The 26,014-nt window shown below is 53.6% G+C and carries 30 protein-coding genes; 14 read left to right on the forward strand and 16 right to left on the reverse strand.

Annotation, left to right across the window (positions count from 1 at the left end; translation table 11 throughout):
* Nucleotide 1: 1 nt before the first annotated feature.
* Entirely contained in the window at nucleotides 2-994 is a 993-nt protein-coding gene (locus JJO78_RS08120; RefSeq protein ID WP_127402384.1) for an XdhC family protein, read from the forward strand.
* Nucleotides 995-1,056: 62 nt separating this feature from the next.
* On the opposite strand, the gene JJO78_RS08125 is transcribed toward JJO78_RS08120, so the two are convergent.
* A complete protein-coding gene (locus JJO78_RS08125) occupies nucleotides 1,057-1,557 on the reverse strand; it encodes a lactoylglutathione lyase family protein (RefSeq protein ID WP_151982154.1) in 501 nt (166 codons plus the stop codon).
* Nucleotides 1,558-1,650: 93 nt separating this feature from the next.
* Between JJO78_RS08125 and JJO78_RS08130 the strand changes: the two genes are divergently transcribed.
* On the forward strand, nucleotides 1,651-2,526 hold the full coding sequence (locus JJO78_RS08130; RefSeq protein ID WP_085680705.1) for a LysR family transcriptional regulator: 876 nt from the start codon (nucleotides 1,651-1,653) through the stop codon (nucleotides 2,524-2,526).
* A 29-nt stretch (nucleotides 2,527-2,555) separates the two neighbouring features.
* Here JJO78_RS08130 and JJO78_RS08135 read toward each other — a convergent pair whose 3' ends face one another.
* Together JJO78_RS08135 and JJO78_RS08140 are read right to left on the reverse strand one after the other, a co-directional pair.
* Nucleotides 2,556-3,089, reverse strand: a complete 534-nt coding sequence (locus JJO78_RS08135; protein ID WP_085680703.1) for a hypothetical protein — start codon at nucleotides 3,087-3,089, stop codon at nucleotides 2,556-2,558.
* Between the two features lie 14 nt (nucleotides 3,090-3,103).
* Complete coding sequence (locus JJO78_RS08140; RefSeq protein WP_226909917.1) at nucleotides 3,104-4,006, reverse strand: LysR family transcriptional regulator; 903 nt, start codon at nucleotides 4,004-4,006, stop codon at nucleotides 3,104-3,106.
* A 77-nt stretch (nucleotides 4,007-4,083) separates the two neighbouring features.
* Here JJO78_RS08140 and JJO78_RS08145 point away from each other — a divergent pair, with 77 nt between their 5' ends.
* Nucleotides 4,084-4,815, forward strand: coding sequence for an SDR family NAD(P)-dependent oxidoreductase (locus tag JJO78_RS08145; RefSeq protein ID WP_085680699.1), 732 nt, complete (start codon nucleotides 4,084-4,086; stop codon nucleotides 4,813-4,815).
* A gap of 26 nt (nucleotides 4,816-4,841) precedes the next feature.
* Nucleotides 4,842-5,426 carry a 2-hydroxychromene-2-carboxylate isomerase gene (locus JJO78_RS08150; protein WP_151982156.1) on the forward strand — a complete coding sequence of 195 codons (585 nt, stop codon included), beginning with the start codon at nucleotides 4,842-4,844 and terminating at the stop codon, nucleotides 5,424-5,426.
* Between the two features lie 97 nt (nucleotides 5,427-5,523).
* Here JJO78_RS08150 and JJO78_RS08155 read toward each other — a convergent pair whose 3' ends face one another.
* From JJO78_RS08155 to ycaC, 5 genes are all read right to left on the reverse strand, one after another.
* Nucleotides 5,524-6,093, reverse strand: coding sequence for an NADPH-dependent FMN reductase (locus JJO78_RS08155; protein ID WP_036207193.1), 570 nt, complete (start codon nucleotides 6,091-6,093; stop codon nucleotides 5,524-5,526).
* A gap of 139 nt (nucleotides 6,094-6,232) precedes the next feature.
* Nucleotides 6,233-6,817 (reverse strand): antibiotic biosynthesis monooxygenase, encoded by a 585-nt coding sequence (locus JJO78_RS08160; RefSeq protein WP_151982158.1) that lies wholly within the window; start codon nucleotides 6,815-6,817, stop codon nucleotides 6,233-6,235.
* Nucleotides 6,818-6,896: 79 nt separating this feature from the next.
* A complete protein-coding gene (locus JJO78_RS08165) occupies nucleotides 6,897-7,760 on the reverse strand; it encodes a pirin family protein (protein WP_228209658.1) in 864 nt (287 codons plus the stop codon).
* A gap of 175 nt (nucleotides 7,761-7,935) precedes the next feature.
* Nucleotides 7,936-8,613, reverse strand: a complete 678-nt coding sequence (locus JJO78_RS08170; RefSeq protein ID WP_199480765.1) for a hydrolase — start codon at nucleotides 8,611-8,613, stop codon at nucleotides 7,936-7,938.
* A gap of 77 nt (nucleotides 8,614-8,690) precedes the next feature.
* Nucleotides 8,691-9,317 (reverse strand): isochorismate family cysteine hydrolase YcaC, encoded by a 627-nt coding sequence (gene ycaC, locus JJO78_RS08175; RefSeq protein ID WP_041334861.1) that lies wholly within the window; start codon nucleotides 9,315-9,317, stop codon nucleotides 8,691-8,693.
* A gap of 162 nt (nucleotides 9,318-9,479) precedes the next feature.
* On the opposite strand from ycaC, the gene JJO78_RS08180 reads away from it, so the two are divergent.
* On the forward strand, nucleotides 9,480-10,400 hold the full coding sequence (locus JJO78_RS08180) for a LysR substrate-binding domain-containing protein (RefSeq protein WP_126812736.1): 921 nt from the start codon (nucleotides 9,480-9,482) through the stop codon (nucleotides 10,398-10,400).
* A 111-nt stretch (nucleotides 10,401-10,511) separates the two neighbouring features.
* Nucleotides 10,512-11,204, forward strand: coding sequence for a substrate binding domain-containing protein (locus JJO78_RS08185; RefSeq protein WP_228209659.1), 693 nt, complete (start codon nucleotides 10,512-10,514; stop codon nucleotides 11,202-11,204).
* 49 nt (nucleotides 11,205-11,253) lie between these two features.
* On the opposite strand, the gene JJO78_RS08190 is transcribed toward JJO78_RS08185, so the two are convergent.
* Nucleotides 11,254-11,505: a hypothetical protein gene (locus JJO78_RS08190; protein WP_036207210.1), complete on the reverse strand. Its 252-nt coding sequence runs from the start codon at nucleotides 11,503-11,505 to the stop codon at nucleotides 11,254-11,256.
* A 414-nt stretch (nucleotides 11,506-11,919) separates the two neighbouring features.
* Between JJO78_RS08190 and JJO78_RS08195 the strand changes: the two genes are divergently transcribed.
* From JJO78_RS08195 to JJO78_RS08205, 3 genes are all read left to right on the forward strand, one after another.
* Complete coding sequence (locus tag JJO78_RS08195) at nucleotides 11,920-12,945, forward strand: lipid A deacylase LpxR family protein (RefSeq protein ID WP_228209660.1); 1,026 nt, start codon at nucleotides 11,920-11,922, stop codon at nucleotides 12,943-12,945.
* Nucleotides 12,946-13,064: 119 nt separating this feature from the next.
* Nucleotides 13,065-13,388 carry a thioredoxin gene (gene trxA / locus JJO78_RS08200; protein WP_036207214.1) on the forward strand — a complete coding sequence of 108 codons (324 nt, stop codon included), beginning with the start codon at nucleotides 13,065-13,067 and terminating at the stop codon, nucleotides 13,386-13,388.
* Nucleotides 13,389-13,406: 18 nt separating this feature from the next.
* On the forward strand, nucleotides 13,407-14,354 hold the full coding sequence (locus tag JJO78_RS08205; protein WP_007152207.1) for a LysR family transcriptional regulator: 948 nt from the start codon (nucleotides 13,407-13,409) through the stop codon (nucleotides 14,352-14,354).
* Here the strand turns inward: JJO78_RS08205 and JJO78_RS08210 are convergent.
* Nucleotides 14,351-15,280 (reverse strand): LysR family transcriptional regulator, encoded by a 930-nt coding sequence (locus JJO78_RS08210; RefSeq protein ID WP_228209661.1) that lies wholly within the window; start codon nucleotides 15,278-15,280, stop codon nucleotides 14,351-14,353. The genes JJO78_RS08205 and JJO78_RS08210 overlap by 4 nt on opposite strands.
* Nucleotides 15,281-15,381: 101 nt before the next feature.
* On the opposite strand from JJO78_RS08210, the gene JJO78_RS08215 reads away from it, so the two are divergent.
* From JJO78_RS08215 to yddG, 3 genes are all read left to right on the forward strand, one after another.
* Nucleotides 15,382-16,422 carry a zinc-binding alcohol dehydrogenase family protein gene (locus JJO78_RS08215; RefSeq protein ID WP_228209662.1) on the forward strand — a complete coding sequence of 347 codons (1,041 nt, stop codon included), beginning with the start codon at nucleotides 15,382-15,384 and terminating at the stop codon, nucleotides 16,420-16,422.
* Between the two features lie 50 nt (nucleotides 16,423-16,472).
* Entirely contained in the window at nucleotides 16,473-17,204 is a 732-nt protein-coding gene (locus JJO78_RS08220; RefSeq protein WP_007152204.1) for a helix-turn-helix domain-containing protein, read from the forward strand.
* Between the two features lie 89 nt (nucleotides 17,205-17,293).
* A complete protein-coding gene (gene yddG, locus JJO78_RS08225) occupies nucleotides 17,294-18,235 on the forward strand; it encodes an aromatic amino acid exporter YddG (RefSeq protein ID WP_007152203.1) in 942 nt (313 codons plus the stop codon).
* Between the two features lie 260 nt (nucleotides 18,236-18,495).
* Here the strand turns inward: yddG and JJO78_RS08230 are convergent, their stop codons facing one another.
* On the reverse strand, nucleotides 18,496-18,639 hold the full coding sequence (locus JJO78_RS08230) for a hypothetical protein (RefSeq protein ID WP_164732124.1): 144 nt from the start codon (nucleotides 18,637-18,639) through the stop codon (nucleotides 18,496-18,498).
* A gap of 304 nt (nucleotides 18,640-18,943) precedes the next feature.
* Complete coding sequence (locus JJO78_RS08235) at nucleotides 18,944-19,978, reverse strand: aldo/keto reductase (RefSeq protein WP_151982187.1); 1,035 nt, start codon at nucleotides 19,976-19,978, stop codon at nucleotides 18,944-18,946.
* A gap of 99 nt (nucleotides 19,979-20,077) precedes the next feature.
* Here JJO78_RS08235 and JJO78_RS08240 point away from each other — a divergent pair, with 99 nt between their 5' ends.
* A complete protein-coding gene (locus JJO78_RS08240) occupies nucleotides 20,078-20,992 on the forward strand; it encodes a LysR family transcriptional regulator (RefSeq protein ID WP_228209663.1) in 915 nt (304 codons plus the stop codon).
* An 81-nt stretch (nucleotides 20,993-21,073) separates the two neighbouring features.
* On the opposite strand, the gene JJO78_RS08245 is transcribed toward JJO78_RS08240, so the two are convergent.
* The gene (locus JJO78_RS08245; RefSeq protein WP_036207216.1) at nucleotides 21,074-21,400 is read right to left on the reverse strand and encodes a rhodanese-like domain-containing protein; all 327 of its coding nucleotides are present in this window, start codon (nucleotides 21,398-21,400) and stop codon (nucleotides 21,074-21,076) included.
* A gap of 75 nt (nucleotides 21,401-21,475) precedes the next feature.
* A complete protein-coding gene (locus tag JJO78_RS08250; RefSeq protein ID WP_199480840.1) occupies nucleotides 21,476-22,633 on the reverse strand; it encodes a hypothetical protein in 1,158 nt (385 codons plus the stop codon).
* Between the two features lie 70 nt (nucleotides 22,634-22,703).
* Here JJO78_RS08250 and JJO78_RS08255 point away from each other — a divergent pair, with 70 nt between their 5' ends.
* Nucleotides 22,704-24,419 (forward strand): protein adenylyltransferase SelO, encoded by a 1,716-nt coding sequence (locus tag JJO78_RS08255; RefSeq protein ID WP_273623312.1) that lies wholly within the window; start codon nucleotides 22,704-22,706, stop codon nucleotides 24,417-24,419.
* Nucleotides 24,420-24,445: 26 nt separating this feature from the next.
* Here JJO78_RS08255 and JJO78_RS08260 read toward each other — a convergent pair whose 3' ends face one another.
* Both JJO78_RS08260 and JJO78_RS08265 read right to left on the reverse strand, forming a co-directional pair.
* A complete protein-coding gene (locus JJO78_RS08260) occupies nucleotides 24,446-25,069 on the reverse strand; it encodes a LysE family translocator (protein ID WP_228209665.1) in 624 nt (207 codons plus the stop codon).
* A 116-nt stretch (nucleotides 25,070-25,185) separates the two neighbouring features.
* Nucleotides 25,186-25,986, reverse strand: a complete 801-nt coding sequence (locus JJO78_RS08265) for a hypothetical protein (RefSeq protein WP_228209666.1) — start codon at nucleotides 25,984-25,986, stop codon at nucleotides 25,186-25,188.
* Between the last annotated feature and the right edge of the window lie 28 nt (nucleotides 25,987-26,014).

Consider the following 26,014-nt stretch of genomic DNA (forward strand, 5'->3'; position numbering starts at 1 on the left):
CATGCAAAGTCTGGATGCTCGGGTAGTGGAGCAGGCGATCGAATGGTTGGGGAGTGGCCGGACGATCTGGTTGTGCACGGTGTTGTCTACCTTCGGATCATCGCCCAGGGAGCCGGGCTCACTGATGGTTGCCACCTCGGATGGACATCATGTGGGCTCGCTCTCGGGTGGTTGCGTCGAGGAAGACTTCCTCGAGCGCGTTGCCGCCGGAGAGTACGAACAACCTGCTGTTATTGTTCGTTATGGCGACCCGGGCAGCAACAGCCCGGAGAGCCCCCGTATTCGCTTGCCGTGCGGGGGCATTCTCGACGTCCTGGTGGAACGTATGGTTGCCACCGCAAAGACCCGGGATCACCTTGAGCGGATTCAGCAGGCCCTGTCCGGCCAAAATGAAATCGCACGACATATCAGATTAACGGATGCAGTGTGGTGGCTGTCCGATGCTGAACCCACGGGGCCGCGGGTGTTGCAAAATGAAACCGAAGAGACGGTGACGGTTCGTATTGGCCCCGTCGCCAAGCTAATTCTTGCCGGCTATTCAACGGTATCAGAGGCCTGTGCACAGTTCGCCTTAAGCCTTGGTTATGAGGTGGTGCTGTGTGACCCACGGGAGGAAGTCACCAATGGCATGAGCCTGCCGCCGGGTGTTGAGTTTGTGCCCCAACTGCCGTCGCTGTATATCGCTTCGCCTGGTGCTTGCACGCCCTCCACAGCGATAGTCGCCGCAACCCATGACCCCCGCATTGATGATCTGGCCATGATGGCTGCTGTCAAAACCTCGGCAAGCTACATTGGTGTGATGGGCTCTGTTCGTACTTCCCAGGCCCGATCCGAACGACTTCGTCGGACTGGTGGCCTGTCAAAGGAAGACGTTGAGCGGATCCACATGCCCATCGGACTCAACCTCGGCAGTAAAACCCCTTCTGAAATTGCACTGGCCATCGTTGCGGACATGGTGCGTGTCAGGCGAGGGCGTTCGCGTGTCGAATTGTGAGCGCCCTTGCTCACACCTAGGTTAACGAAAGGTCGGTGGGTCATTGCCCACCGAATACCGGATTACTCGTAAGCGCCTGCGGAGTAGGTCAGCTCGTAACTGTGGCTGTAGATCTCGAGAATGTTTCCGAACGGATCTTCCATGTAAACCATGCGGTAGGGCTTTTCGCCGGGGAAGTATTCACGAACTGGCATGCGCTGTTTACCGCCTGCCGCAACGATTTTCTCTGCAAGGCCTTCCACGTCCGGGTCCTGGACACAAAAGTGAAACACGCCGGTTTTCCAGTACTCGAAGTTGTCTTCCGGCTTTTCTGCGTTGTTGAATTCAAAGATTTCCACACCAATCCGGTCGCCGGTGGAAAGGTGAGCAATCCGGAAAGAGCCCCAGCCTGCACCAAACACATCGGTACACATGACCCCAATAGGGCTGTCATCTTCCGTGATAGTGGTTTGCGGCATGATCAGATACCAGCCCATTACTTCTGTATAGAACTTCACAGCGGCATCAAGGTCGGTCACCGAAATCCCGATATGGGAAAAACTGCGTGGGTAAGTGGTGCTCATGGTTCTTCTCCTCTGGAAAGTGTAGAACCAGAGTAAGCGGCAATTGCTATAATATAAACAGGTCATTGTTTATCAAATTAATAAGAGTTTCTTATGCTTAATCCCCAATGGTTACGTTCGTTCGTTGTACTTGCAGACGTCGGCAGTTTTACCCGGACAGCCGACCAGCTCGGCCTGACCCAGGCAGCCGTCAGTCAGCATGTAAGACATCTTGAAGAACAGCTGGGGACCCTGGTGATACGGCAACCTCGACGGATGGAGTTAACACCGGCCGGCCACGCACTCCTGGCGTATTGTGATGAGATGGAACAGGCCGATATGCGCTTACGCCTGCGAATGTCGGAAGGCGATAAAACAAAAGGTGAGCTCAGTCTTATCACGCCGGGGAGCTGCGGCTTGCTGCTATACCCACTGTTGCTCGATCTGCAGGAGCAGCATCCTGATTTGGTGGTCCGTCATCGATTTGCACCGGATACGGAAATATTGGATGCGGTCTTGGGTAAACGCTATGAGATCGGCTTGGTTACGGCAAAGCCTGACGATCCCCACTTGACGTCCTCCCACTTCGCCGGAGAGCCACTGGAACTGATTGTGCCGGCAGGGCAATCGGTATCGAGCTGGGCGGATTTGGAGCGATTAGGCTATATCGACCACCCTGATGGCCGGGCCATGGCAACGCGCCTGTTGAGCCGCTGCTTTCCGGGGGAGCCTGGAATCCGCAATATTCCGGTGCGCGGTTTTGTTAATCAGGTAGGCTTAATTCTCGAACCCGTAGCCAGGGGCATGGGCTTTACCGTACTACCGCAATACGCGAGGCAGGCCTTTGCCCGACACAGCGAAATCAAGGTTATGACGCTTGAAAGGGACGTGGTGGATTCGCTCTGGATGATTTCCCGGGCGGAATGGCCCCTGTCTGCGCGCGCTCGCTATGCCATGGAATATCTGAAGCAACAATTAAGAGATCGGTGACAAAAAACGCGAGTTCGTCCGATGGCGCTTCAGTTTGTTTCCAGATGATGCATGATCTGGCGTGCAACGTCTTTGGCGGGTTTCTCCGAGTTATCAATTTCCAGCGTATTGATATGATGAATAGGGAGGAACCTCCACTGCGACAGCAGCTCTGAAAGGTGTTTCTCGCATGAAATTTTGTGGGTCTTTTGGCGCTCAGTACTGCTGGAACGGTTGATTAGCACGTCATGCCTTGGCAAAAGGTGGACAGGGAACACCTGAATATTTTCCGACTCAAAAAAATCGAGATACCGTTTTATTTCATCCCTGTCCTCTTCTGCGCATGTCATGAAGGTCATCGCAATCCGTTGCACTCCCAGTTCATTCGCCTTGGATAGCGCTTGTCGTCGGATCGAGTTGGTGAAATCGTGGAAGTCCTTCTCCCCGAATTCATCATAGATGGACAGGCTGAGGTCCACGGCCAGGTGGTTATGAAAAAGCTTGAAGCCATGTTCTTTCTCAAGCGCTTTGGCAACCGTCAGTTTCCCTGCAGCCGGCGGGCCGTGAAGCCAGACAAGTTTCATTATGATGGGACTCCTTAGTCAGGCCATCGGGCCGTCAAGGCAAAGTCAACAAACCGATCAACTTCGTCCTGATTCTCGCTAATTCCCCACTCAAAACCAATCGACCGTTTTGCTGAGAGTTCAGTAAGTGGACGTTTGACGATATTGGGTGAATCGTAGTGTTCCGGAACGATCGCAATTCCAACACCTTGTTCCACCAGGGACAGTGCACGGTCATCCTGATTGGTTACGTACGCTACGTTCAGGCGCGTGCCAGTTGACTTCAACAGGTGTTGCAGCATTTGTCGATACTCACAATGAGACCGCGAGACAAACGGTTCATTCTCCAGGTCCGCAAGCGTGAGTAACGGTGACTTGCTGAGATGATGGTGAGTGGCCATTGCGACGCTATAGGACTCTGAAAAGAGCGGTTTCGAGTGAGTAAAACGACGACCGTTGCCAGGACGTTCCGTGAGCAGAGTTAAAGCCATATCGATTCGGCCGCTTTCTGCCAGTTTCTCCATTTCTTCCTTGTTCGCGTCAAACACCTGCAATCTTAATCTGCGATTTTCTCGCCGGTAAGGCTCGATCAAGCGGGCAACGTGCGCAATGGATAAGGTGTTTATAACACCAAGCCTGATCATGCGTTGTTGATCGTGATGTTTCAGCTCGTCACGAGCCTTATTGCATTCTTCAACAATTCGAGTTGCGCGCTTCATTAGGGTCCTTCCCGCTGGCGTCAATACAACGTTGCGCTTGTTCCGGGTAAATAGTTTAACCCCAAGTTCATCTTCCAGCTTCGCAATGGATGCCGATAGAGCGGGTTGTGAAACGAACGCTCTTCGTGCCCCGCGAGTGAAACTCTCTGATTCTGCGGCCGCCAGAAACAGGCGTAATTGCTGCAACTCCATAACATAACCATTGGTTGTGGTTGGCATTCATATAATCGATTTTAATTATGTTATTGGGTGGGATACGCTTTTACCAGCATCACAACGGAATAAGGGGAAGGAACATGGGCACGACCGACAAACCCATCGCGCTGGTGGTTGGGGCTGGTGATCATTTAGGGTCGGCGATCGCACGCCGATTTGCCAGGGAAGGATTCCATCTCGTGGTAACCCGTCGCCGGGGAGATCTGGAAAAGCTCGGTCGTGAAATCAGCGACATAGGGTCCACGGCAACGGCAATTCATTCCGACGCCCGTGATGAGACGCAAGTAACGGAGCTGATCAATCGGGTGGAATCAGAGCTGGGCCCTATACGGGTTGCTATCTTCAACGTGGGTGGAAACGTTCGATTCGATCTCTGCGAAACAACCGCCCGGGTGTACCAGAAAGTCTGGGAGATGTGTGCGCTGGCGGGCTTTCTGGTGGGCCGGGAGGTGGCGGCGAAGATGCTGACCCGTAACGAGGGTACCATCCTGTTCACCGGTGCATCGGCAAGCCTGAGAGGTGGGGCCGGTTTTTCAGCCTTTGCGGGTGGCAAGCACGCGTTACGGGCCCTGGCTCAAAGCATGGCGCGGGAGCTTGGACCAAAAGGAATCCACGTAGGTCACGTTATTGTTGATGGACTGATCCGAAACGAGGCGACCGCTGAGTTTCTGCCTGATCTTTATGCCAGTAAGGGGGAGGGTGGCATCATCGAGCCCGATGATCTTGCCGACATTTACTGGCATCTCCATACACAGCCCCGGTCAGCCTGGACATTCGAGCAGGATGCGCGGCCATTTTCTGAGCCTTGGTAAACCCTTTCCAACTAGAGGTAACGATGATGAGTACGAATATCGACTTTTACTATGATTTCATAAGCCCCGCGTCCTATTTCGCATGGATGCGGTTGAAGGAACTCACTGAGGGGACGGGCGCCAATATCAATTACAAGCCGATTCTTCTCGGGGGCATCCTCAAGGCCACAGGCAATACGTCTCCGGTGACCGTCCCAGCCAAATGGGAATGGATCAAAACCGACTTTCAACGCCATGCCGATCACTATGGCATTCCGTTCCAGTTAAATCCTCACTTTATTTTCAGCACCGTCAATGCAATGAGAGGCGCGCTCTGGGCGCTATCGAACGGACAGATCGAATCCTACAACCAGGCAATGTTTTCAGCCGCATGGGCCCAGGGGGAGGACCTTTCATCCCCGGAGGCATTGAGGGCGATCCTAACCAACGCTGGTTTTGATCCGGAACAGGTAGCGGACGCAATGGCTCAGCCGCAGATAAAAACAGCGTTGATCGAGGCGACGGATGCCGCTGCCAAGAGGGGCGTGTTCGGAGCCCCCACCTTCTTCGTCAACGACGAAATGTTCTTCGGCCAGGACCGTATGGACTGGGTTAAGCGGGCGTTTGGATAACCTGGGCCGCCCTCAGCACCAACACACACCTATTGATTAGCGTCCGCAATCTGAATGCCGTGATAGGCGCATGGAGGTGCAGATTCAGCGTCTGCTCTCATCCCTTACGGATCGATTGCAAGGCACTGGCCCATTTCTCCAACTCCTCCAGCATCGCTTTCCCGGAACCTTCGTGATGCTCGCTCGCCTGGAACACCTTATTCTCATCGAGGAGGTTCCAGGGCATCTGAACCATCACGCCCTCCATCATTGGCATCATTTTCAATGTCGTTACCAGCTGTTTCGCGAGTTGCGCCGAGCGCAGACCACCGGATACGCCACCGTAGCTCACAAACCCGCACGGCTTGTAGTTCCACTCGGTGTACACGTAATCCAGCGCGTTTGTGAAGGAGGGGGGAGGGCAATAGTTATACTCGGGGATAACGTAAACGTACGCGTCAGCTGCATCGACGCTTTTTGACCACGCCTTGGTATGATCATGCTCGTATTTCTGTAAACGCGGATGGTTTGGTTCGTTGTAGACCGGTAGTTCAAAATCTGCCAAGTCGACAAGCTCCGACTCAAATCGTCCGTCGGCATTGGCGAATTCGTTGAACCATTTAGCGATCGATGGGCCAACCCTTCCAGGGCGCGTGCTGCAGATGATTGTTTGAAGTTTCAGCGTCATAGCAATTTCCCTCAGTGTTGTGTTCCCTAGTGTCCAAACAAGTGCGAAAGGCCGCAGGTCTTTACCATATCTTCCCGCCGGTCGTACGGCAAAACTGCCATAGAAAATCGATCTGTACCTCTGCCCCTAGCACTGTCGACTAACGAAACAGCCAGTTTGCAACGAGTCGAACCACTCGGGGCATGATCAAATAAACCACTAGTGCGACAACAGTGGCTGCGACCAAGCCATGACGCACACCCCATAACGCAAGCACTGGAAGTTGATTGAATATGGGCTGAAAGACCATTGGTACGATCAACGTGAGTGGCCAAATAACCGCTGTTGTAATGAGCCATTGTTTCCAGCGAGTAGGCTGTTTGGCTTTCGACGTGGGTGGGGTGAACCAGTAATCGATGCCGGTCTGAATCTCTACCTGTTCTTCAGAGGCCAGCGCCGGGACGATGTCGGATACCAATTCCCGCCGAACGTCAGAGTTCAGCCAAGTGTCGGCTTCTTCGGGATGGGAAAAGCGCACCGCGATTTCAAAGGTGTCATGCCCTTCGGACGGTCGTACCACATGAACGCCTTGGTGCCCGGAAAACTGGGCTGCGGCGGCAATAATCTGCCTGAGCCAGGTTTCATAGTGGTCACGGTGTCCGGGTTTCACGGTGTGCCGGATTATGATGGATCGACCAGAGTCATAGTGGATGCTTGGGGCGGCGTCTGCCTCTTGTTCGTTCATAGCGTGCTTCCCAATCTTTGATTGATTGGGGGCGACGTCCTGTCAGCCCCTCAAAAGCAGTTCATGCTCTTTACCCTTGCTAGAGAGCGCCGAATTTTCCTGATTGAAAGTCGAGCATGGCCTGTTTGATTTCTCCCTCTGTATTCATCACAAAGGGTCCATAGCCCACGACCGGCTCATCAATGGGTTCTCCACTCAACACAAGCAGCCGAGCGTCATTATTGGACTCCAGCACAATCTCTTGACCTTCTCTGTCCAGGTTCGCAAGCTCTGCCTCACGCAACACATCAGTGTCATTGATCTGAACTGAACCGTTCAGCACTGCCACCAAGGTGGTGTGGCCTTTGGGCACCGGCAAATTCACACGGGCACCAGGCTCCAGCTTAAGATCCCACACATTGATTGGCGTAAACGTTCTGGCAGGTCCTTTATGCTCAAGATACTCACCGGCGATGACTCGGAGCGTTCCACCATCATCTTCCAGGGACACACGAGGGATATCCTTATTGAGCAACGTCTGGTAAGCCGCCGGCGTGTCCTTTGCCGATGCTGGTAAGTTGACCCAGAGCTGCACCATTTTCAGCAAACCACCTTGTTCAGTGAATTGCTGTGAATGGAACTCCTCGTGCACGATTCCCGCGCCAGCGGTCATCCATTGGACGTCTCCCTCGCCAATGAGCCCACCTGCACCCGAGGTATCCCGGTGTTCCAGCTCACCGCTGTAGACCACTGTCACGGTTTCAAAGCCTCGGTGTGGATGTTGACCAACCCCCCGGGGACGTTGAGCCGGAGGAAATTCCGATGGCCCGGCGTAATCCAGTAGCAGAAACGGCGAGATATTCGATGCGCCCATGCGATCGTAGGAGAAGAGCGAACGAACCGGAAAGCCATCACCCACCCAATGACCGCGAGGGGGACCATACGTTGTCAGAATCTTTTTCACTTTGACCTCCTAACGGGTCCATCGACCCAACGTTTTTACTGCATCAATGTGACGATAAAACAGCGTACGGGCCCTGAATAGATAGCAATATTCGCACTCAGTGTTCTATACCTAGAACGCTCGCCGCCCGACAGAACCTGACCGGACGACGCCGTTTGACTGAATCAGTCAATCATTATCGGATTGAGTCCAGCGCCTCATTGTTCTGGACTACCTCTTGCGCTCTGGCGTAGCTTTCGATGAGCAATTGGTAGGCAGGGAAGATATAGGTATAGGCTTCCGCCCATGCCTGCGCATCATCACGATGCCAGGTTTTTTGCAGCTCTGAGGCGACCGCAGCGGTGTCCATCGGAACCACACCGGCCTGGACAACTCGAGCCATCGTGATCTCTTGAGCCATTTTGCTGTAGGTGCCGGATGCATCGACGACCGTGAATACCTTATAGCCGTCAGCTACGGCGCTAATAGCAGGGAAGGCCATGCACACGCTAGTGATTGTCCCTGCAATGATTAGCGTTTTGCGACCGGTTGCTTCTACCGCCGCAACGAAATCCGGGTTATCCCAGGCATTTATTTCACCTTTTCGTGCCACGTATTGCGCATGGGGCGCATTTTCGTGTATCTCCGGTATCAGTGGGCCGTTAGGGCCCTGGGGGACAGATGCCGTGGTGATCACGGGAAGCTTGGATAGTGTGGCAATCTTAGCCAGTGCAGTGGCACGAGCTCGAAGTTCGGTCATGGGCATGTCACCGATGGTCTGAAACAGACCGCTTTGGTGATCAATCAGAAGCAATACGGCGTCGTCTGGATCAATAACCGGGCGCTGACCATTAAAATTTGCGGGAGAAGTCATGATGATATTCCCTGTATAAAGATACTATGGGTTGGGGGAGGTATTCGCTGGAAGGACACGAATACCCCGTCATTACGCTACTGCTTCTCAGGCAGAGTGTTGTAACTGGTAATCAAGTTTCGGTAGTCAGGAATGTGGTTTGAGAACAGGGCTCCCAGGCCTTCAATATCGTTGCGCCAGTCACGGTGCAGCTCACACGCCAGCCCAAACCAGGTCATCAATTGGGCACCGGCCTGCGACATCCGGTCCCAGGCCGAATGCCGGGTCAGCTCGTTGAACGTGCCGGAGGCGTCCGTCACCACGAATACGTCGTAGCCTTCGGCCAGCGCAGAGAGCGCCGGAAAAGCAACACACACTTCTGTCACGACGCCGGCGATGATCAGTTGTTTCTTTCCCGTATCCTTAACGGCCTTAACAAAATCCTCATTGTCCCAAGCGTTAATCTGCCCTGGGCGGGCGATGTAAGGGGCAGAGGGAAACTGTTCTTTCAGCTCCGGAACCAATGGGCCGTTAGGGCCAGTCTCAAAACTGGTTGTCAGAATGGTCGGAAGCCCAAAGTATTGAGCCAGGTCACCCATCGCCAATACGTTGTTCTTGAACTTGTCCGGGTCAATATCGCGGACCAAGGAGAGCAGGCCAGTCTGATGATCTACCATCAGTACCGCAGCATCGTTTTTATCGAGTCGAACATAGGGTTTGCTCATGACGTTCTCCTTTCTGGGCTTAGACGGCGCAGTGCACCGTCGTCGTTGGCCCCCTCTCCTTTGGCACTGGAAAAGGGAATAAATTTAACGATAGTTCAGCCAGGGTGGCCTGAGTAGGCACTAATTCTTATACTCAGAGTTCTATATATAGGACGATCGTATATGCAGGATCTGAACGATCTTTTTTACTTCGTGAAGGTGGTAGATCACGGCGGATTTGCGCCAGCGGGCAGGGCACTTGGATTACCCAAATCCAAGTTGAGCCGGCGCGTGGCAGAGCTCGAGAGTCGGCTTGATACCCGACTGATTAATCGCTCACCGCGTGTCTTCACTGTTACGGAGTTGGGGAAAGAGTATTATCGCCACTGCGTGGCAATGCTGGTGGAGGCCGATGCGGCACAGGAAGTCATCGATCATTCCCGCTCCGAGCCAGTGGGTTCGATACGGGTGAGCTGCCCGCCGGGAATCATCTACTTTCTGGTGGCCCCGTTGATTGTCCGGTTTATGCAGCAGTACCCGAAAGTAAAAATCGAAATGGAGGCTACGAGCCGACGGATCGACGTTGTCAGGGAGGGGTTCGATGTTGCCTTGCGAGTGAGATACCCGCCGCTCGAAGACAGTGACTTAACGATGAAAGTGCTGTCTAAAAGCCCTCAGTGCTTGATGGCCGCGCCAGAGGTGGTTGCGCAGTATCCGAAACCAATAACTCCCGATGATTTATCAAAACTTCCCAGTATCGATTTTGAGCAATGGGATGGACAGCATGTCTGGTGCCTGGATGGGCCCGCTGGTGCGTCTGTTAAAATCCATCACCAGCCACGCCTGGTCACCGATGATGTCTTTACGTTGCTCAAAGCTGCTGTGGGTGGTTTAGGTGTGGTAAAAATGCCGCTCATCGTCGGTGGGCAGGACCTGATTGACGGCAATCTCGTCAGTATTTTACCGGACTGGCGACCACGCGGAGGGATTTTCCACGCTGTTTTCCCGTCGCGCCGCGGGCTGCTTCCTGCGGTAAGAGCATTTTTGGACTTCCTGGCAGACTCACTTGAGGAAGTGGATTTCAGGCTACCGGGCGACGAATGATTTGGCGCCATTGCAGGCCGCATTAGCCGGGGACGTTACCGGGTTGGTCCGTTACCTCATTTACCCTTCGCCAGAGAAATACTGGCGCAGGAGAATGCAGCCCTGGCGGCGATGGGGTCCGGCAATGAACATGTGGCTGGGACATTGAGATTGACTGCATCCAGCACGTTTGCCCAGCAGTATGTGTTACCGCTGATGCCGGAGTTTCTGGAGCTTTACCCAGGCATCAATCTGGATTTGCGACTGTCGGATATGGAGCTTGATCTTATCCAGGGAAGTTTTGACCTGGCATTGCGGGACTCGGTGCTTCCAGACAGTAATTTAAAGGCTCGTAAACTGGCAGACGACAGGCGATTGTTGTGCGCTTCCCCGGAGTACCTGGCGAAGTGGGGCACACCGAAGCATCCCGACGACCTTTGTTCCCACCAACTGATTGCGTTTAAATCCCAGGCGACCATCAACCTGATTGGCCCAGATGGTGAACAGGGTAAATTCAACCCGCGTGCGCCTGGTAACCGCCTGATCATTGATGACGGGCTAAGTTATAAGATCGCCACCATGGCAGGCGCTGGCATTGCCATGCATGCTTTATGGAGTGTTCATCGTGAACTTTCGGAGGGCACACTGGTACAGGTTCTTGGAGACTTCCGGATGGACGCAGAGCCGGCGCTCTGGCTGGTTTATCCCAAATCTAATGTTTTAACGGCGAAGATACGGGTCTTTATTGATTTCCTGTTGGAGCGGATTGGTAACCGTCCACCGTGGTTGGAGGGAGAGGCGGTAACGCCATCCGAAGCGGATTGACAAAAAACGCACCGTCCCTGGTGCCAAGACGCAAAGAAAGACTTCTCGCTCAACCGTGGCTTTCAGGCCGCACTTCACCTCGGATAACGATGTGACCGCTGTAGGGGGCGGGTTCTGCTGAACGGCCTGCTGCATCACGGTCCTGTATCTCACCACGTATGACGAGCTGGCCGCTGTACGGGGCCGGTTGAGCGTTTTCAAAATGAGTCTCGTCGGACTTCCGATCAGCCAGGGTCGCGTGTGCAGGCAGCGCAGCAGCGGCCAAGAGTGATGTAAGGGCAACCAGTACAGTTGTACGCATAACATGTTCTCCAGTTTTGATAAGCGAAGGCTGATCTCCGTTTCGCCAATCGGCGCGAGATCAGATGGAGTGGAGTATGAGCTTGAAGAGAGGTCACGAATAATCAGGAGGCCACATGAGTCACATCACCAAAACTGATAAATAGAGCTTTTCGGCGACTTACTTCGATGTCTCCTATCTTGACTGATTTTATCGAAATGCATGGAAATAAATTAAATACAATATGTTAAACGACTAACTTAAATCATTTTATAGAACGTGCCCCGCCGACAACGATGTAAACATCGCAGTACAAACACCTATTCATCAAAATACATGATGTTTTCAATATTGAGCCCTGATTAGTCGCGCAAGGCGTTCAGTTGAAAAATAGCAGCCAACTTGTTTCCGACCTATCGTCTTTCGGAGTTGGCCATGTCTCATCGTCTGCTTGTACTTTTTCTCACTGTTCTGGTTTTGTCTCCGATGGCTCATGCTGAGAACTCTGATTCTGTCATTGCGCTTTCTACGGACAATGATCTTTTTGCACCCACCCAAACCGATCGGGATTACACCGCAGGTGTGGCCATAACCTATTCCTCAAACTCGGAGGACTTCCTGGAAAATCCGGTTTCCGGAATCAGCCAAAACCTGGACAGGTTCGTGTTGTCGGGTATTGGCGCAGATATTAACGAGCCCGAAAGTGCAGCCCTGGAATTTGGCATCTACGGATTCACCCCTGAGGAAATCAAGGCGAGGGATATCGATCGGGATGATCGTCCCTACAGCAGCCTCGTTTATTTATCGTCAAGCCATAGTTACAGGACCCTGAGTGACGATTCCGGGTGGACCACCTCGATGACCGTCGGAGTGCTGGGCCTGGATGTTTTTAAATCGGGTCAGAATGCGGTTCACAAGGTGGTAGGAAGTGACCGTGCCAACGGCTGGGACCATCAGGTCTCCAATGGCGGGGAACCAACATTCCGATACTCCGCTGCCTATCATCAGTATCTGGATAAAAGCCGGCCGGACCAGCAATTCAAAGTCACGTACTTCGGGTCGGTGGGTTATTTGACTGAGTTTGGTGCCGCGCTTGTTTTTCGGGATGGGCTCATTTCCTCCCCGGACAATCGTTTCAACCCTGAGCTTATGGCCTACGGCGAACGAGCGCCGGGAGTCGCGGCCCCTGGCGGCCGGGAGCACTATTTCTGGGGCGGCGTGTCTGTTAAAGCTCGGGCCTACAATGCGTTCCTTCAAGGCCAATTCAGGCACTCCGACCACGAACTGGGTGCCAACGACCTTAACGTGCTCCTGGCGGAAATCTGGGCGGGCTATACCCACAGTTTCGTCGCTGGCACCGAGTTGAGTTACGTGCTCCGGGTCCAGAGCTCCGAAATTAAGAGCGGGACCGGAAACCGCACGCTTGCGTGGGGTGGGCTGGTATTCAGTAAGCGCCTTTAACGGCGCTCTATGCCAACCCATCATTGTGAGAAATGGGATCTATATGGCACTGAAATTAGTGCTATCAGCTTAAAGGACCCAGTATTGAAAGTGAGCAATTCCATTCAGGAGCAGATATTATGACGACCATTGTTCATGTAACCGATGCGAATTTTGAAGAAGCGGTTGTTCAGAGCGACCGGACAGTTCTGGTTGACTTCTGGGCACCCTGGTGTGGCCCTTGCAAGACGGTAGCCCCGCTGCTTGAGGACATCGCCGATGAGTTCAGTGAGCAACTGACCGTTGCCAAGGTCAACGTGGATGATAGCCCGGAGATTACTGCAAAAATGCGTATCCGTGGCATTCCGACATTGGCCCTGTTTCAGGATGGCGATGTGATTGCCCAACATGCCGGGGCAGGGAGCCTCAGCCAGTTGAGAACGTTCGTTAAAGGGCACTTATAGTTACGCCGAGAACTTACTATGAAAACTCAAGAGCTCCAGTTGCTGTACATCTTCGATGCCATTATGACGGAGCGTTCAGTGACTCGTGCGGCGGATCGCCTGGCCATGACGCAGCCTGCGGTATCAAATGCGATTTCCAGGATGCGCCAGATCTGGAATGATCCGCTCTTTGTGCGAAAGGGCCGCAACATCGAACCCACCTCCTATGCGCTCAGTCTATGGGATCAGGTGGGTGACCCTATGTTCGCGCTGACAAACGCCGTCAGCGCTACGCAGTTTGACCCGGCCTCCGCCCGGCGGACGTTTCGCATTGCAGTAACCGACGTCATCGTCGAGATGATCTGGCGTCAGCTTATTGACTTGCTTGAGCGTGAGGCGCCGGGCGTGGACGTACACGCCGTTCCCTATACACCTGAAGGGAGCTACGACGACCTGAGATCAGCTCACGTTGACCTCGCGATTGGCGTGCTTAACCAGCACGATTACAGTTTGCGGAGTACCTGGCTTCTTGATAGCGGATTTGTTCTCGCAATGCGGGCAGACCACCCGCTGGCAGGCCGGCAAATCACCATGGAAGAGTTTCTGGAAGCCCGGCATCTGTTGGTTACCATGTCGGGCGACGCACACGGTTCTGTTGACAGTTATCTTGATCAAAAAGGGCAGAGCAGGCGTATCGCCGCAACAATGAACCATTTTGCGTCCGTTCCTCAAGTGTTAAGGGAGTCCAATCTCATCGCGGCCGTTCCTGAGTTGATCAGCCAGGATTGCGGATTCGTCGATGGGTTATGGATGGGGGAGCTACCTTTCGATGTGGACCCAACCAGCCTCTACCTCATCTGGCACGCACGCCATGATAGAGAACCGGGGATTATCTGGATCAGGAATCATATCGAAAGACTGCTCCAGGCTCGCTGGCACGACATCATGACCAATTCGCCCTGTGGCCGGCACCTGAAGGCGGTCTAATCGTGGCTTGGCAGTATGCCGCGTTTAGTCATGGCGTTTATAAGGCTTTGACACTGCTGTTTCAGGTGGTCCCGCAGCAGGCGCATGGCAGGTGTGATGGATTGTCGAGTCGGGCAAATCAGCCACAGCTCTGATACCGGTGGCGTGTAGTCGGGCATGACGTTCATCACCCGGCCGGACAGCAGATCATCGGATATATCGAGGCAGGATTTAACCGCCATACCTTGCCCGGCGATGCACCAGCGCCGAACGAGATCGCCGTCGTTGGACGCCCGATTGCCTCTCATTTTCACCCGGTATTCCTCACCATCCCGTTTGAAGGTCCACAAGTCGTAGGGAATGTCCTGCAACTGATAGAAAAGCCCGTTGTGACCCGCCAAGTCGTGTGGATGAATGGGGGTACCCTGTTGGTTCAGGTAATCGGGTGTTGCGCAGAGCAGTCGGGGGACATCACAGATTTTGAACCCATACAGGTTGGCGTCACTGGGTGAGCCATACCGTAGGGCCATATCAACCGAATCCCGAAAAAAGTCCACATTGCTGTCGGTGATCTGTACCCGCAAACTCAGCCCGGGGTGAGATGTCATCAATTGGTCGATCCAGGGCACGACGCGATTTCTACCCAGATCGGATGACACCGATAGCCGAATTTCTCCCGCCACTGTTTCTGTGCCAAAGCGAATATTCTGTCTGGCCTCATCCATCAGTGTCAGCGCCTGCCGGCATTGGGGCAGGTATTTCTCCCCGGCGGCCGAGAGCCGCAACTGACGGGTAGAGCGTACAAACAGCTCTACCCCTAACTCATGCTCCACACGTTTTACGGCGGCGCTCGCCGTCGCAGCGCGCATATCCAGGCTGGTGGCAGCCGCGGTGATGTTGCGGAACTCGGCCACTTTAAGCACAACGGTCAGATCGTCAAAGTTCATTTTCAAAAATTATTTGATTATGTTTATGGGATTAGGCTGTTTTTCTTAGTGTAAAGAGGGATCACACTGTTAGCCACTACCAACTCACACTGGAGAGAAACATGAAAGCGGTTGGATACACTGAATCTTTACCCATTGATGACCCTAAATCCCTTCAAGACGTGGAACTACCTCAGCCGGCGGCCGAGGGAAGGGACCTCTTGGTCCGTGTCAGGGCCATCGGCGTCAATCCTGTTGATTTCAAAGTACGTCAACGGGCTGCAGCGGAGCCTGGTGAGACCAAGGTACTGGGCTGGGATGCCGTAGGGGAAGTCGTTGCAACGGGAGAGGCCGCATCATTGTTCGAGCCAGGCGACCAGGTTTACTACGCTGGCGATGTTACACGGCAGGGTAGCAATGCCGAGTATCAGATCGTGGACGAGCGCATTGTGGGCCGCAAACCCGCCAGCCTGAACGACGCAGAGGCGGCAGCACTGCCTCTGACCACTATAACCGCCTGGGAAATGCTCTTCGACCACCTGGGTCTTGAACAGCAGCCCCCAGAGGAAATCAGTCCAACCGACGACGTGATACTGGTGGTTGGTGCAGCCGGCGGTGTCGGCTCGATCCTGATTCAGTTGGCAAAAACGCTGACCGGTGCCACCGTGGTGGCCACCGCATCCCGGCCCGAGTCCCGGCAATGGGTCGAATCGCTAGGTGCGGATTTCGTCGTGAATCACCGCGAGCCACTGCTGCCGCAAATCGAACAACTGGTGTCCGATGGCAAAATTGCCCCGATCACTCACGTGGCCAGCCTGAACGCCACCGACCAGTACTTCGATGATTATGTGGCAGCGCTGAGGCCGTTCGGCAGGATTGCCATGATTGACGACCCCGCGTCTCTGGACGTGATGAAAATCAAACCGAAAAGCCTGTCCCTACACATCGAATTCATGTTCGCCCGGTCCATGCACAACGCCGATGACATGCAGGTGCAGCACGAACTTCTTGAGACTGTAGCGAGTCTTGTGGATCAGGGCCACATTCGTACCACCGCAGGCAAAAATCTCGGGGTAATCAACGCTGACAACCTGCGTGCGGCGCATTCGGAGTTGGAGTCCGGTACGGCCGTGGGCAAGATAGTGCTGGAAGGGTTCGAGTAACCGGTATTTTGGTTATAATGGCCTGCTCTAGGGAGTGGGTCGTGAATAACATGTCGAACGCCAGACCAAACCTCAAGCTGAAGAGCTATAGTGACCATGGGCAGAAACATGCCCATGATCACCATCAACTGGTGTTGCCGCTCGTTGGGACGCTATCGCTGTCTGTCGACAGCAAAGCCGGGGAGGTGAGCAGTGGCAAAGCCGCGATCATCGCCGCCGGCCACGATCACGATTTTGCGGCTGCGGATGCCAACCGCTTCGTGGTTGCGGATATCCCGGCGGCGCTGGCGCCGATGTTGGAAAAATTGCCCTGTTTTGTGCACTTGGACGCTGGCCTCGAGCAGTACGTTACGTTTTTGCATTCCCAGTTGAAACAGGGCGGGGATTCCTCTCGAACCCAGCACCAGATGCTGTTGTTGCTGATTCAGTTGCTGCAGGAACGTTTTGGCGACAAACTGAGACTGGACCGGCGGGTAGAAACCGCCAAGCGGTTTATTGATGAAAACTACGGCCGGAAAATCACCGTCAGCCAGTTGGCCTCTATTTCACACCTTAGCCCGCGGCAGCTAAACGAGCTGTTCCGGGAGCAGGTCGGTCTCACTCCTCACCATTACCTCACGGAACTCCGCATGCAGTCATCCTGGCAACTGCTCGAACAGGGTGAGCTGTCCATCCAGAGTATTGCCGATGCCGTCGGCTACAGTTCGCTGTCAGCCTTTAGTGATCGTTTTTCTCAGCACTTTGGGCACTCGCCCAGTTATTTCCGCAGATTCTCGAAATAACCCATCCGAATTCCGAAAGTCGGCACCGGGTACTGCCCCTTATGCTTCTTCTCTTTGAGTTCACTCATTCGTGATTGGGAGAGGAAACAATGACAACCGCAACAGCCACCTGGATTGGCTCAATATCGGTACTTCTGTGGGGCACGCTGGCTTTACTGACCAAACTGACTGGCGGCCACATTCCGGAGTTCCAGCTCATGGCAATGACGTTCACCATCGCGTTTCTCCTGATGTTGGCGCGCTGGTTGCGAGCAGGGCACACGGGAATCCGATTCGCACGCCAGTCGGCGTTTGCCTGGTGCATTGGCGTGATTGGCCTATTCGGGTATCACTTTGCCTATTTTAAAGCGATGACGCTGGCACCGGCTGTCGAAGTGAGCCTTTTGGCCTATCTTTGGCCCCTGTTCATAGTGCTGTTTTCTGCACTGTTACCCGGCGAATCCCTGCGCCCACAGCACATTGCGGGCGCGGTTATGGCCCTGGTCGGGTGTTGGTTGCTGATCGGCCGAAACATCAGCGGTTTCAGCGCGGAGAACCTGGACGGATACCTGGTCGCATTTGCCTGCGCGCTGATGTGGTCTTCCTATTCGGTACTGAGTCGGCTGGTTAAATCCGTGCCCACAGATGCCGTTGGCTGGTTCTGCGGGGTGACTGCGGTGTTGGCGTGGGTTTGCCACCTGATGTGGGAGCCCACAGTCTGGCCAAGTAACGGGAGCCAGTGGGTAGGCGTGATAGGGCTGGGGCTTGGCCCGGTGGGCATCGCGTTCTTTACCTGGGATTACGGGGTAAAACACGGAAACATCCAACTGCTCGGAACCCTGGCCTACAGTGCGCCTTTGATTTCGGTGGTACTGCTAATCGCGGCCGGGTTCGGCGAGGCGACTGTTGCAGTGGTAGGAGCCAGCATTCTGATCGTGGTTGGTTCTTTAACTGCAGGCATGAATGAAAACCCAAGAGGCTCCGAGGCTGAGGAAATCAAAAACTCTAAAGGCGGCCTCTATTCAGTATTGAATAGTGACGACAAGACGTAACACTAGAGCCTAAATAGTTACTGGTAGTAAATGGGGAAACAGATTCATGAAAACCTCAGGAGCCCAACATGGCCCACACGCACGCAGTCGGAGGTGGACGCCTTTATTGAGTCAATGGGTAATCAAGGCTATAACAGCGCTAGAGGGTTGACTGCAAGGGCTGGGCCGGGAAATGCGGAAATTGTATCGAAGAAGGAGGGCTTTGTATCAAAAATGCACGGGCGGCCCCACCTGGACCGCCCATTGTCGTTTTGGACGGCTTAGTTGCCAGTGCCCAGTTCGACAGTTTCAACTGCAGGATTATTGCCGCGCTCGATATCGCCCTGGCTAACACCTTCGGCTTGCGCGAATGCAGAGAAAGCGAGTACAGAAAAAACGAGAAAGAACTTGTTGATTGCGTTCATGTGATATTGCACCTTCTAAGAGAATTAGATTAGACAACGTCGCCTCATTGGCTTGATTGGAATTCTCTCCGTTTCCTGGCTGCAGAAAAAATTGCCTCGCGATATACAGAACATCACACCCGATGATGGGTTCAGAGCCACCAAAGCCAGTAGGGCCCTGGTCGGCCGACGAGGTGCGAATAAGTATTCCGGGGTCGTTAAATGCACCTACTGGGGTGAATTCCCCGCTTCGTGAGAAAACAGGTGCAGTAAGCCAACGATCAAGGTTTCGTGGTTATCGCATTCGCAGCAGGCTATTCAGAGGCTACACCAAAGGTGGATTCACACGGGCAAACCCCTCCTGCGTTCGATAAGGGTAATAGGGATAAGGCGGCGTCACCGAACTGACTTGGTCAAGCCGGGCCATCTGCTCCTGACTCAGATTCCATCCAACGGCTCCCAGATTCTGGCGAAGCTGAGACTCATTGCGTGCACCCATGACCACAGTGGCCACGGTGGGTCTTTGCAACAGCCAATTTATGGCGATCTGTGGCACAGTCTTTTGGGTTTCCGCCGCGATGTCCTCCATCACTTCGACAACCCGGTACAGGTGTTCATCATCTACCGGGGGCGCAAACTGTGCCGTCTCATGCAAGCGGCTGTTCGCCGGCCACGGCTGCCCCCTGCGGATCTTTCCGGTCAGGCGTCCCCAGGCCAATGGGCTCCAGACAGCAGCGCCCAGCCCCTGATCCTGCCCCAGGGGCATGAGTTCCCATTCGTAATCCCGGCCTACAAGGGAATAATAGGTTTGGTTCGTAATGTAACGGGGGTAACCATATCGATCAGCCACTGACAAAGATTTCATAACCTGCCAGCCGGAGAAATTGGAGACGCCCACATAGCGGATCTTCCCTTGCCTAACCAGCATATCGAGCGTGCTCAATACTTCCTCCACCGGGGTACGGGCGTCGAATGCATGCAAATAATACAGGTCGATATGGTCCGTGTTCAGACGCCGTAGCGACGCTTCACATGAACGGATCAAACGCTCTCTTGACGAGCCGCCATCATGGGGCCCATCTCCCATGGGTAAGGTCGTCTTGGTGGAGATCATCAGTTGCTGTCGTTTTCCCTGTATAGCTTTCCCGAGCACCTCTTCGGAGGCGCCGTCTGAGTAGACATCCGCAGTATCAAATAGGGTGACGCCAGCATCGAGGCAGATATCCACCATGCGGCGTGCCTCATTACTCTCGATCTTGCCCCAGGCGCTAAACAGAGGGCCCCGTCCACCAAACGTACCTGCTCCAAAGCTCAATGCGGGCACTTTCAAGCCAGAAGCGCCCAGTTGCCGATATTCCATAAAATCCTCCTCTCATCTCATCAGTAACTCGACGATACAGGCACTTATATTTATGATATAGACATCCTATCTTCATAATATTTGTGAATTGAATTCACCATGCCTCAATCCTCCACAAATCGCCTGGCCGCAATGGAAATCTTCAGCACTGTGGTAGAACAGGGCAGTTTTTCGAAGGCCGCACGGGTCTGCCGACTGACTCCCTCGGCCGCCAGCAAAGCAATCACGCGCCTGGAGAAAAGGCTGGGAACCAAGCTGATTCATCGCTCCACTCGGCAAATGCAGTTGACGGCGGAGGGCCGATGGTTCTACGAACGTTGCCGCCACATTCTTAGTGACCTGGAGGAGGCGGAACAGGGAGCAAGCAGTTCGGTAGAGCCTACCGGGCACTTGAGGATTACCGCCAGTTTCCCTGTCGGCCACGGTTTCTTGATCCCGATAGTGACGAAGTTTCTGGCACGGTACCCCGGTATTACACTGGAGCTATCGTTGACGGATCAGGTGGTCAACCTGCTGGCTGAGCATACTGATGTGGCTATCCGAAATGGTCCTCTCGGTAATTCCAACTTGGTAGCCCGTAAGCTGGGTGAAACCCGAATGGTGATAGTGGGAGCACCGGAATACCTTGAACGGCGTGGTGTTCCGGTCACTCTGGAAGAATTGCGGACCCACAATCGTCTGGGTTTCAATTTTTCCAGGCATACAGCAACCTGGCCCCTGACTTTCGATGGAGAGCAAACTGATCTCGCTCCACAGGGGAGTTTGCTAGTCAGCGATGGTGAAACCATGCGCAAAATGGCCATGGAGGGTGTCGGCCTCGCACGTTTGACCCGTTTCCTGGTTGATGAAGACATCCGCCAGGGAAGACTTGTTCCGGTTATGGAGGAGCACAACCCCGGAGACCGAGAAGAAGTCCACGCGGTTTTTCTGGGGCAGGGCCGTTTGATGCCGGGCCGGGTTCGGGTTTTCCTGGATTTTCTGTATGACAACATCCGAATCTCACCGTCGGATTAGGCCGAAGCATGTGCGTATGTCATAAAAAAGGCTGCCCCTGTTGAGCAGCCCTTGAGATTCATCCCTCACTACTGCAACCAGTCAAGCGGCACGTTTCCGGCTAAACCAGTCCTCGGTGCCGCCTTCATAGTCGTAGACTTCCGTAAAGCCGGCATCTTCCAGCTTCTTGGCAGCCTTAGGAGAAGCATCACATTCGAAGTTCGCGCAGTAGACAACAATTTTCCGATCTTTGCTGCCGGTAACTGCCTCGACCTGTTCCAAAAAGGACGGTTCCTCCACAGGAACACTGATGGATGTGCGGATATGTTCTCGGTTGAAGGCATCCCTCGGCAGGACATTGATGAGCACAAAATCTTCGTGCTCGGTTTCGTTCATCTGTTTGAGGTCGTCACGGCTAATACTCTTCATAGCGTGTCTCCTTCGTTAAGGAAATGGCTACCTCATTATTTGACTGTGATGGTTTGAGACTCGATTTCAAGGTCGTTAGCGGCCATCCTCCCGATAGAAAGCACGGCTTTTCTCGTAAACGGCCGCCATATCAATCAGGACAAAGCCCAGCTCCGATTCATGCAGGAAGAAGGTGTAAGTCACTTCTGAGGGAAGGCTCTGCCAATATTCAGGGATACTGCTTTCCCGTTGGTCAATCGCAGGGTAATGCGAATGTTCAAAGTAGCCGGTTTCAGTGTTGTCGTAGGCAACAGTCAGTGGTTCGGGGGATACCACCAACGCGTACCGCTGAAGACCGGGATAGGTGGCGGCGAGGGCGATGACACAGAGCAGGGCAGCAAGGCCGAAGCGCTCTGCTCGGGGAGCACCTTTACCCAGTTGAACCCCCAAAACACCGAGCAGCAGCCCGGTTGAAATGAATGGCCAAAGTGGCAAGTCACCAATCACGAGATAGTTGGTGAGCAGTACGTAGTCAACGAGAGCATAGGTGCCGAGCACAGCCAGCAGAATTAGCTGTAGCACCATGCCTTTGTGTTTCAATAAGTTGAAATGGTTAGCCAATGGCCCGGTTCGATCAGTTTGGGTCGACGTAAACTCCACGTTGCCGGTGATTCCGGACAGAGCTTTGACAAGAGGGGCCTCGGTAATGATGGATTCCAATCTCGCCTTGGGCTTTCCAAAGGCGCTGCCCATGCCGATACGGTGATCCGGGTGGCCCTCTCTCAAAAAATGGTAGGGTTGCAGACGATAGGTCCGCCTGTCGGTAACGAGACTGAGTTTTGACTGCTGAAGTGCCTGAGCCATATTCCGAAATCCCGTAACGGCGGTCAGCTCAACTTTCCGAATAGTATTTAACGGAATGCGGTGGTCTCCGGTGGTGAATCCCATTAGCCCGAGGCCGGTCAACCGCGGGATGTGAATCGTCAGATTCTCGCTGTCCAGTTCCAGCCAGACCCGGCGATTAACAAACGCCACGACGCAACCCAGCAGCAGACACAACGCAATTAGGTGCAGTTCGAAAGGCACGTTACCGTGTTCGTCCAGGTATAGTTGGCTGAAGTCCAGTTCACCGAGGTTGGGCAGTGCCAATAGCAGCAGACTTCCAAGCAAAATCGTCAGCAAGGCTCCGATTGTTGCAAACAGGTGGCTGGGTTTGAGAATGCTGGCAGAGTAACGAAAGCGCTGTTTACCCATGGTTCAATGTCGTCCCTGAATCTGTATCCGTGAGTTAGAAGTGTATGATAGATAAAGAGGAGTCCCTATTATGTTAACGCGACATCATTTGGAAATGCCTACAACGGTCGCGACCCTCGACGATCTCGCACCGCTGGCAGACTATTCACTCATGGACACGCTCAACTGCGACCCTGAGGGGAAAGCAAACGGAGCTGATCACGCGCCAAGACAAGTCTTCTCGGGCCACTATGTTCCGGTTAGCCCCACGCCCATCGAAAACCCCGAATACGTCGCCCATGGGAAAAACCTGTTTCACGAACTGGGTTTCGCCGACAGCATGGCGCAGTCCAGCGACTTCATCCGTATGTTCTCCGGCGACTTGTCGCATGTTCCGGAGCCTCTGCGCAACGTGGGGTGGGCGTGTGGCTACGCACTTTCCATCTACGGCACCGAATTCTACCAACAATGCCCGTTCCAGACTGGCAATGGCTACGGCGACGGCCGCGCGATTTCCGTGCTCGAGGCTGTCATCAACAAGCAGCGCTGGGAAATGCAGTTAAAAGGGGCAGGACGCACGCCCTACTGCCGCGGCGCAGACGGCCGGGCAGTTCTGCGTTCCAGTGTGCGGGAGTTCCTGGCCCAAGAGCATATGCACGCGCTGGGCGTGCCCACGTCACGGTCTCTGAGTCTGTACGTGTCGACAACCGAGAAAGTCAGGCGCCCCTGGTATTCGGAGGGTTCACGCTCGGTAGATCCCGATATTCTCGTATCCGAGCCAGTGGCCATCTCGACACGTGTTGCACCTTCGTTCATTCGGGTAGGGCAGCTGGAGCTCTTTAGTCGTCGTGCCCGCAAGCAGGAACACCCGCAGGCGATGGAGGAGCTCGAGAGGATCGTATTGCACCTGATTGATCGCGAGTACGATGACGTTATCGATCGGTCGCGGACCACAGCTGAAAAAGTGGTGTCGCTCGCACATGAGTTCCGCAGACGACTGACCTCGCTTGTCGCCAACTGGATCCGTGTTGGCTACTGCCAGGGTAACTTCAACAGCGACAACTGTGCCGCGGGCGGCTTCACGCTCGACTATGGACCCTTCGGGTTCTGCGATGTGTTTGATCCGCAGTACCAGCCATGGACGGGCGGGGGAAATCACTTCGCGTTCCTCAACCAACCAGTAGCAGCCGAACGCAATTTCTACTCGTTCTGTTCGGCGGTTCGGCCTTTGTTGGCAGGGCATCCAGAGTGTCTACAGCAGCTGGAGGACATTAAAAGTGATTTCCCAAAGGTGATGCAGGCGCAAATGGAGACGATGTGGGCGGCCAAACTCGGACTCGACGCGTTTGACGCGGCTTTATTCCGCGAGCTGGCAACACTGATGATGCAGACGCCTGTTGATTACACCATGTTCTTCCGGGAACTCTCATCGTTGCCAGATGACATTGAGCCGCTTAAGAAAAGCTTCTACAAAGGCTCGACCTATGCTGCAGATCCCGAAGGGCTAGACAAGCGTTGGTCAGCGTGGCTCACAAATTGGCAATCGCTGATTCAGCCTGGCACGCCTGAGGAGCTTTCCAGTCAGATGAAGCTCGTTAACCCGAAGTACAGCTTGAGAGAGTGGTTCGTTGTGCCCGCCTATCAGCAAGCGGCAGAGGGTAATTACGCTTTGCTGCGAGAACTGCAGGACGTGATGACGCAGCCGTACGCTGAGCAATCAGAGGCAATAGAGAAAAAATACTACAGGCTGAAGCCGCTGGAGCTCTTTGAGGTTGGCGGTTGTTCGCATTACAGCTGCTCGTCGTGACGGGTTTCCGCGCAGCCGGAAATTTCTTAACTTCGCTGCATCGTTGATGTAAACGCAGCAGCGCCAAACATTGCCATGCCTCCCAGTCTATTGAGCCGTCTTCGGGCCGAGAGGCCTTGAATCTTATGGCGAACTGCCCCGGCGAAGAGCGCAAATGATGTAATGGATATCGAGACGACGCTCAAAAACGTCACCACTAATATGAGTAGCTGTGGAACAGCCGGTACTTCGGGATTAACAAACTGAGGAAAAAAAGCAACGAAAAAGACAATATCCTTTGGGTTCAGTGCTGTAACGAGAAAAGAGGACTTGAACAGGTTCGCTGATAACATCCCTGGAGCTGATAACGACGGCAAATCACGCTGAGGCACTTCGCGCCAGACTTTTATACCAAGGTAAACCAGATACCCAACCCCAAACCATTTTAGGATCAGGAAAAGCGTCGCTGAAGTCGCTAAAACAGCACCTAGACCAATCAAGGACAACGTCATTGCCACCAAGTCACCAATTAAAACGCCAGAAACCAGTGGAATAACAGATTTTTTCCCGTGACTGATAGACTGACCAAGCACCAAGATCACAGTTGGCCCGGGGATGATGGCAAAGATGAAGACCACAGATACAAAGGTTATCCAGATCTCAAGAGTCATAGCGTGTCCTTGTTAGGGGACCCGGCCTTTGGCCGGGTTTTTTTATGATGGTTATTATTCAGGACGCTTTACCGCAGAGAATCGTGACTAGATGCTTGCCCAGCAGCATAACTCATCTAGAGCTGTTTCAACTGGTCATTTGAAAAATGTGGGGAGACACAGGTTGCGGTTGGTGATTCTATATATCGACGATAAGCCTCGATACCGTTAGCGCTCTCTGTGTTACTTAATACGGCACCATTTCGAAGCATGACACTGACCTCCTGTTCATTTGTTACGATCTTAATGCTCACAGGCATGTATAGCTGATCAATCAGGGCCATTTGCGTAACTTTTCCCATTTGAACGACTTTTCCGGTTGATGACCACAGCCTGAAGTTCTCCGGCATCCGGGTTATCCGGTCTATTTTCTGCTCTAGTTTGAATAGACTGGAGTTTACTACGGGTATTTCCCCTTTTGTCCAAGTGCTTATCGTAGGGTGGGCGTTGGGAGCTACAATGTTGTCGAAAGGGGCATGAGTCCAGGCAACCATTCTAAGGGTGGCAGGAAGGGTAAAGTAGTCGTTGAGTGACTCCATACAGCTAACCTCTGATTTTCCATTTTGAATTTCGTGGAAGCTCCAGCTTTCTATCAGACCTGCCTCAGTTTTTGTTCTTCGATGTATCAGCATGTTGTATCCGCGATGATGCACATCGTATAGAACGAAACCGGAAACAACAGAGCCACTCGAACGTTTCTGTATTAGTGTAAAATCAACATACTCAGTTGAGCCGTTGAGTTGTGTTGCTATTTCTCCATCAGCAATGTACCAGTTCGTATCCGAGCGATCGGTTCCAGCGGTATTGATTTCAATCGATTGGTCGCAGCCTGCGATTCCGATACCTAATGCAACCACTAGCATGGCGAGGATCTTCATAATTTGCTCCTTGAAAGCTTGAACTTCA

This window comes from Marinobacter sp. DS40M6 (genome assembly GCF_028581595.1).
GTDB classification, from domain to species: domain Bacteria; phylum Pseudomonadota; class Gammaproteobacteria; order Pseudomonadales; family Oleiphilaceae; genus Marinobacter; species Marinobacter salarius.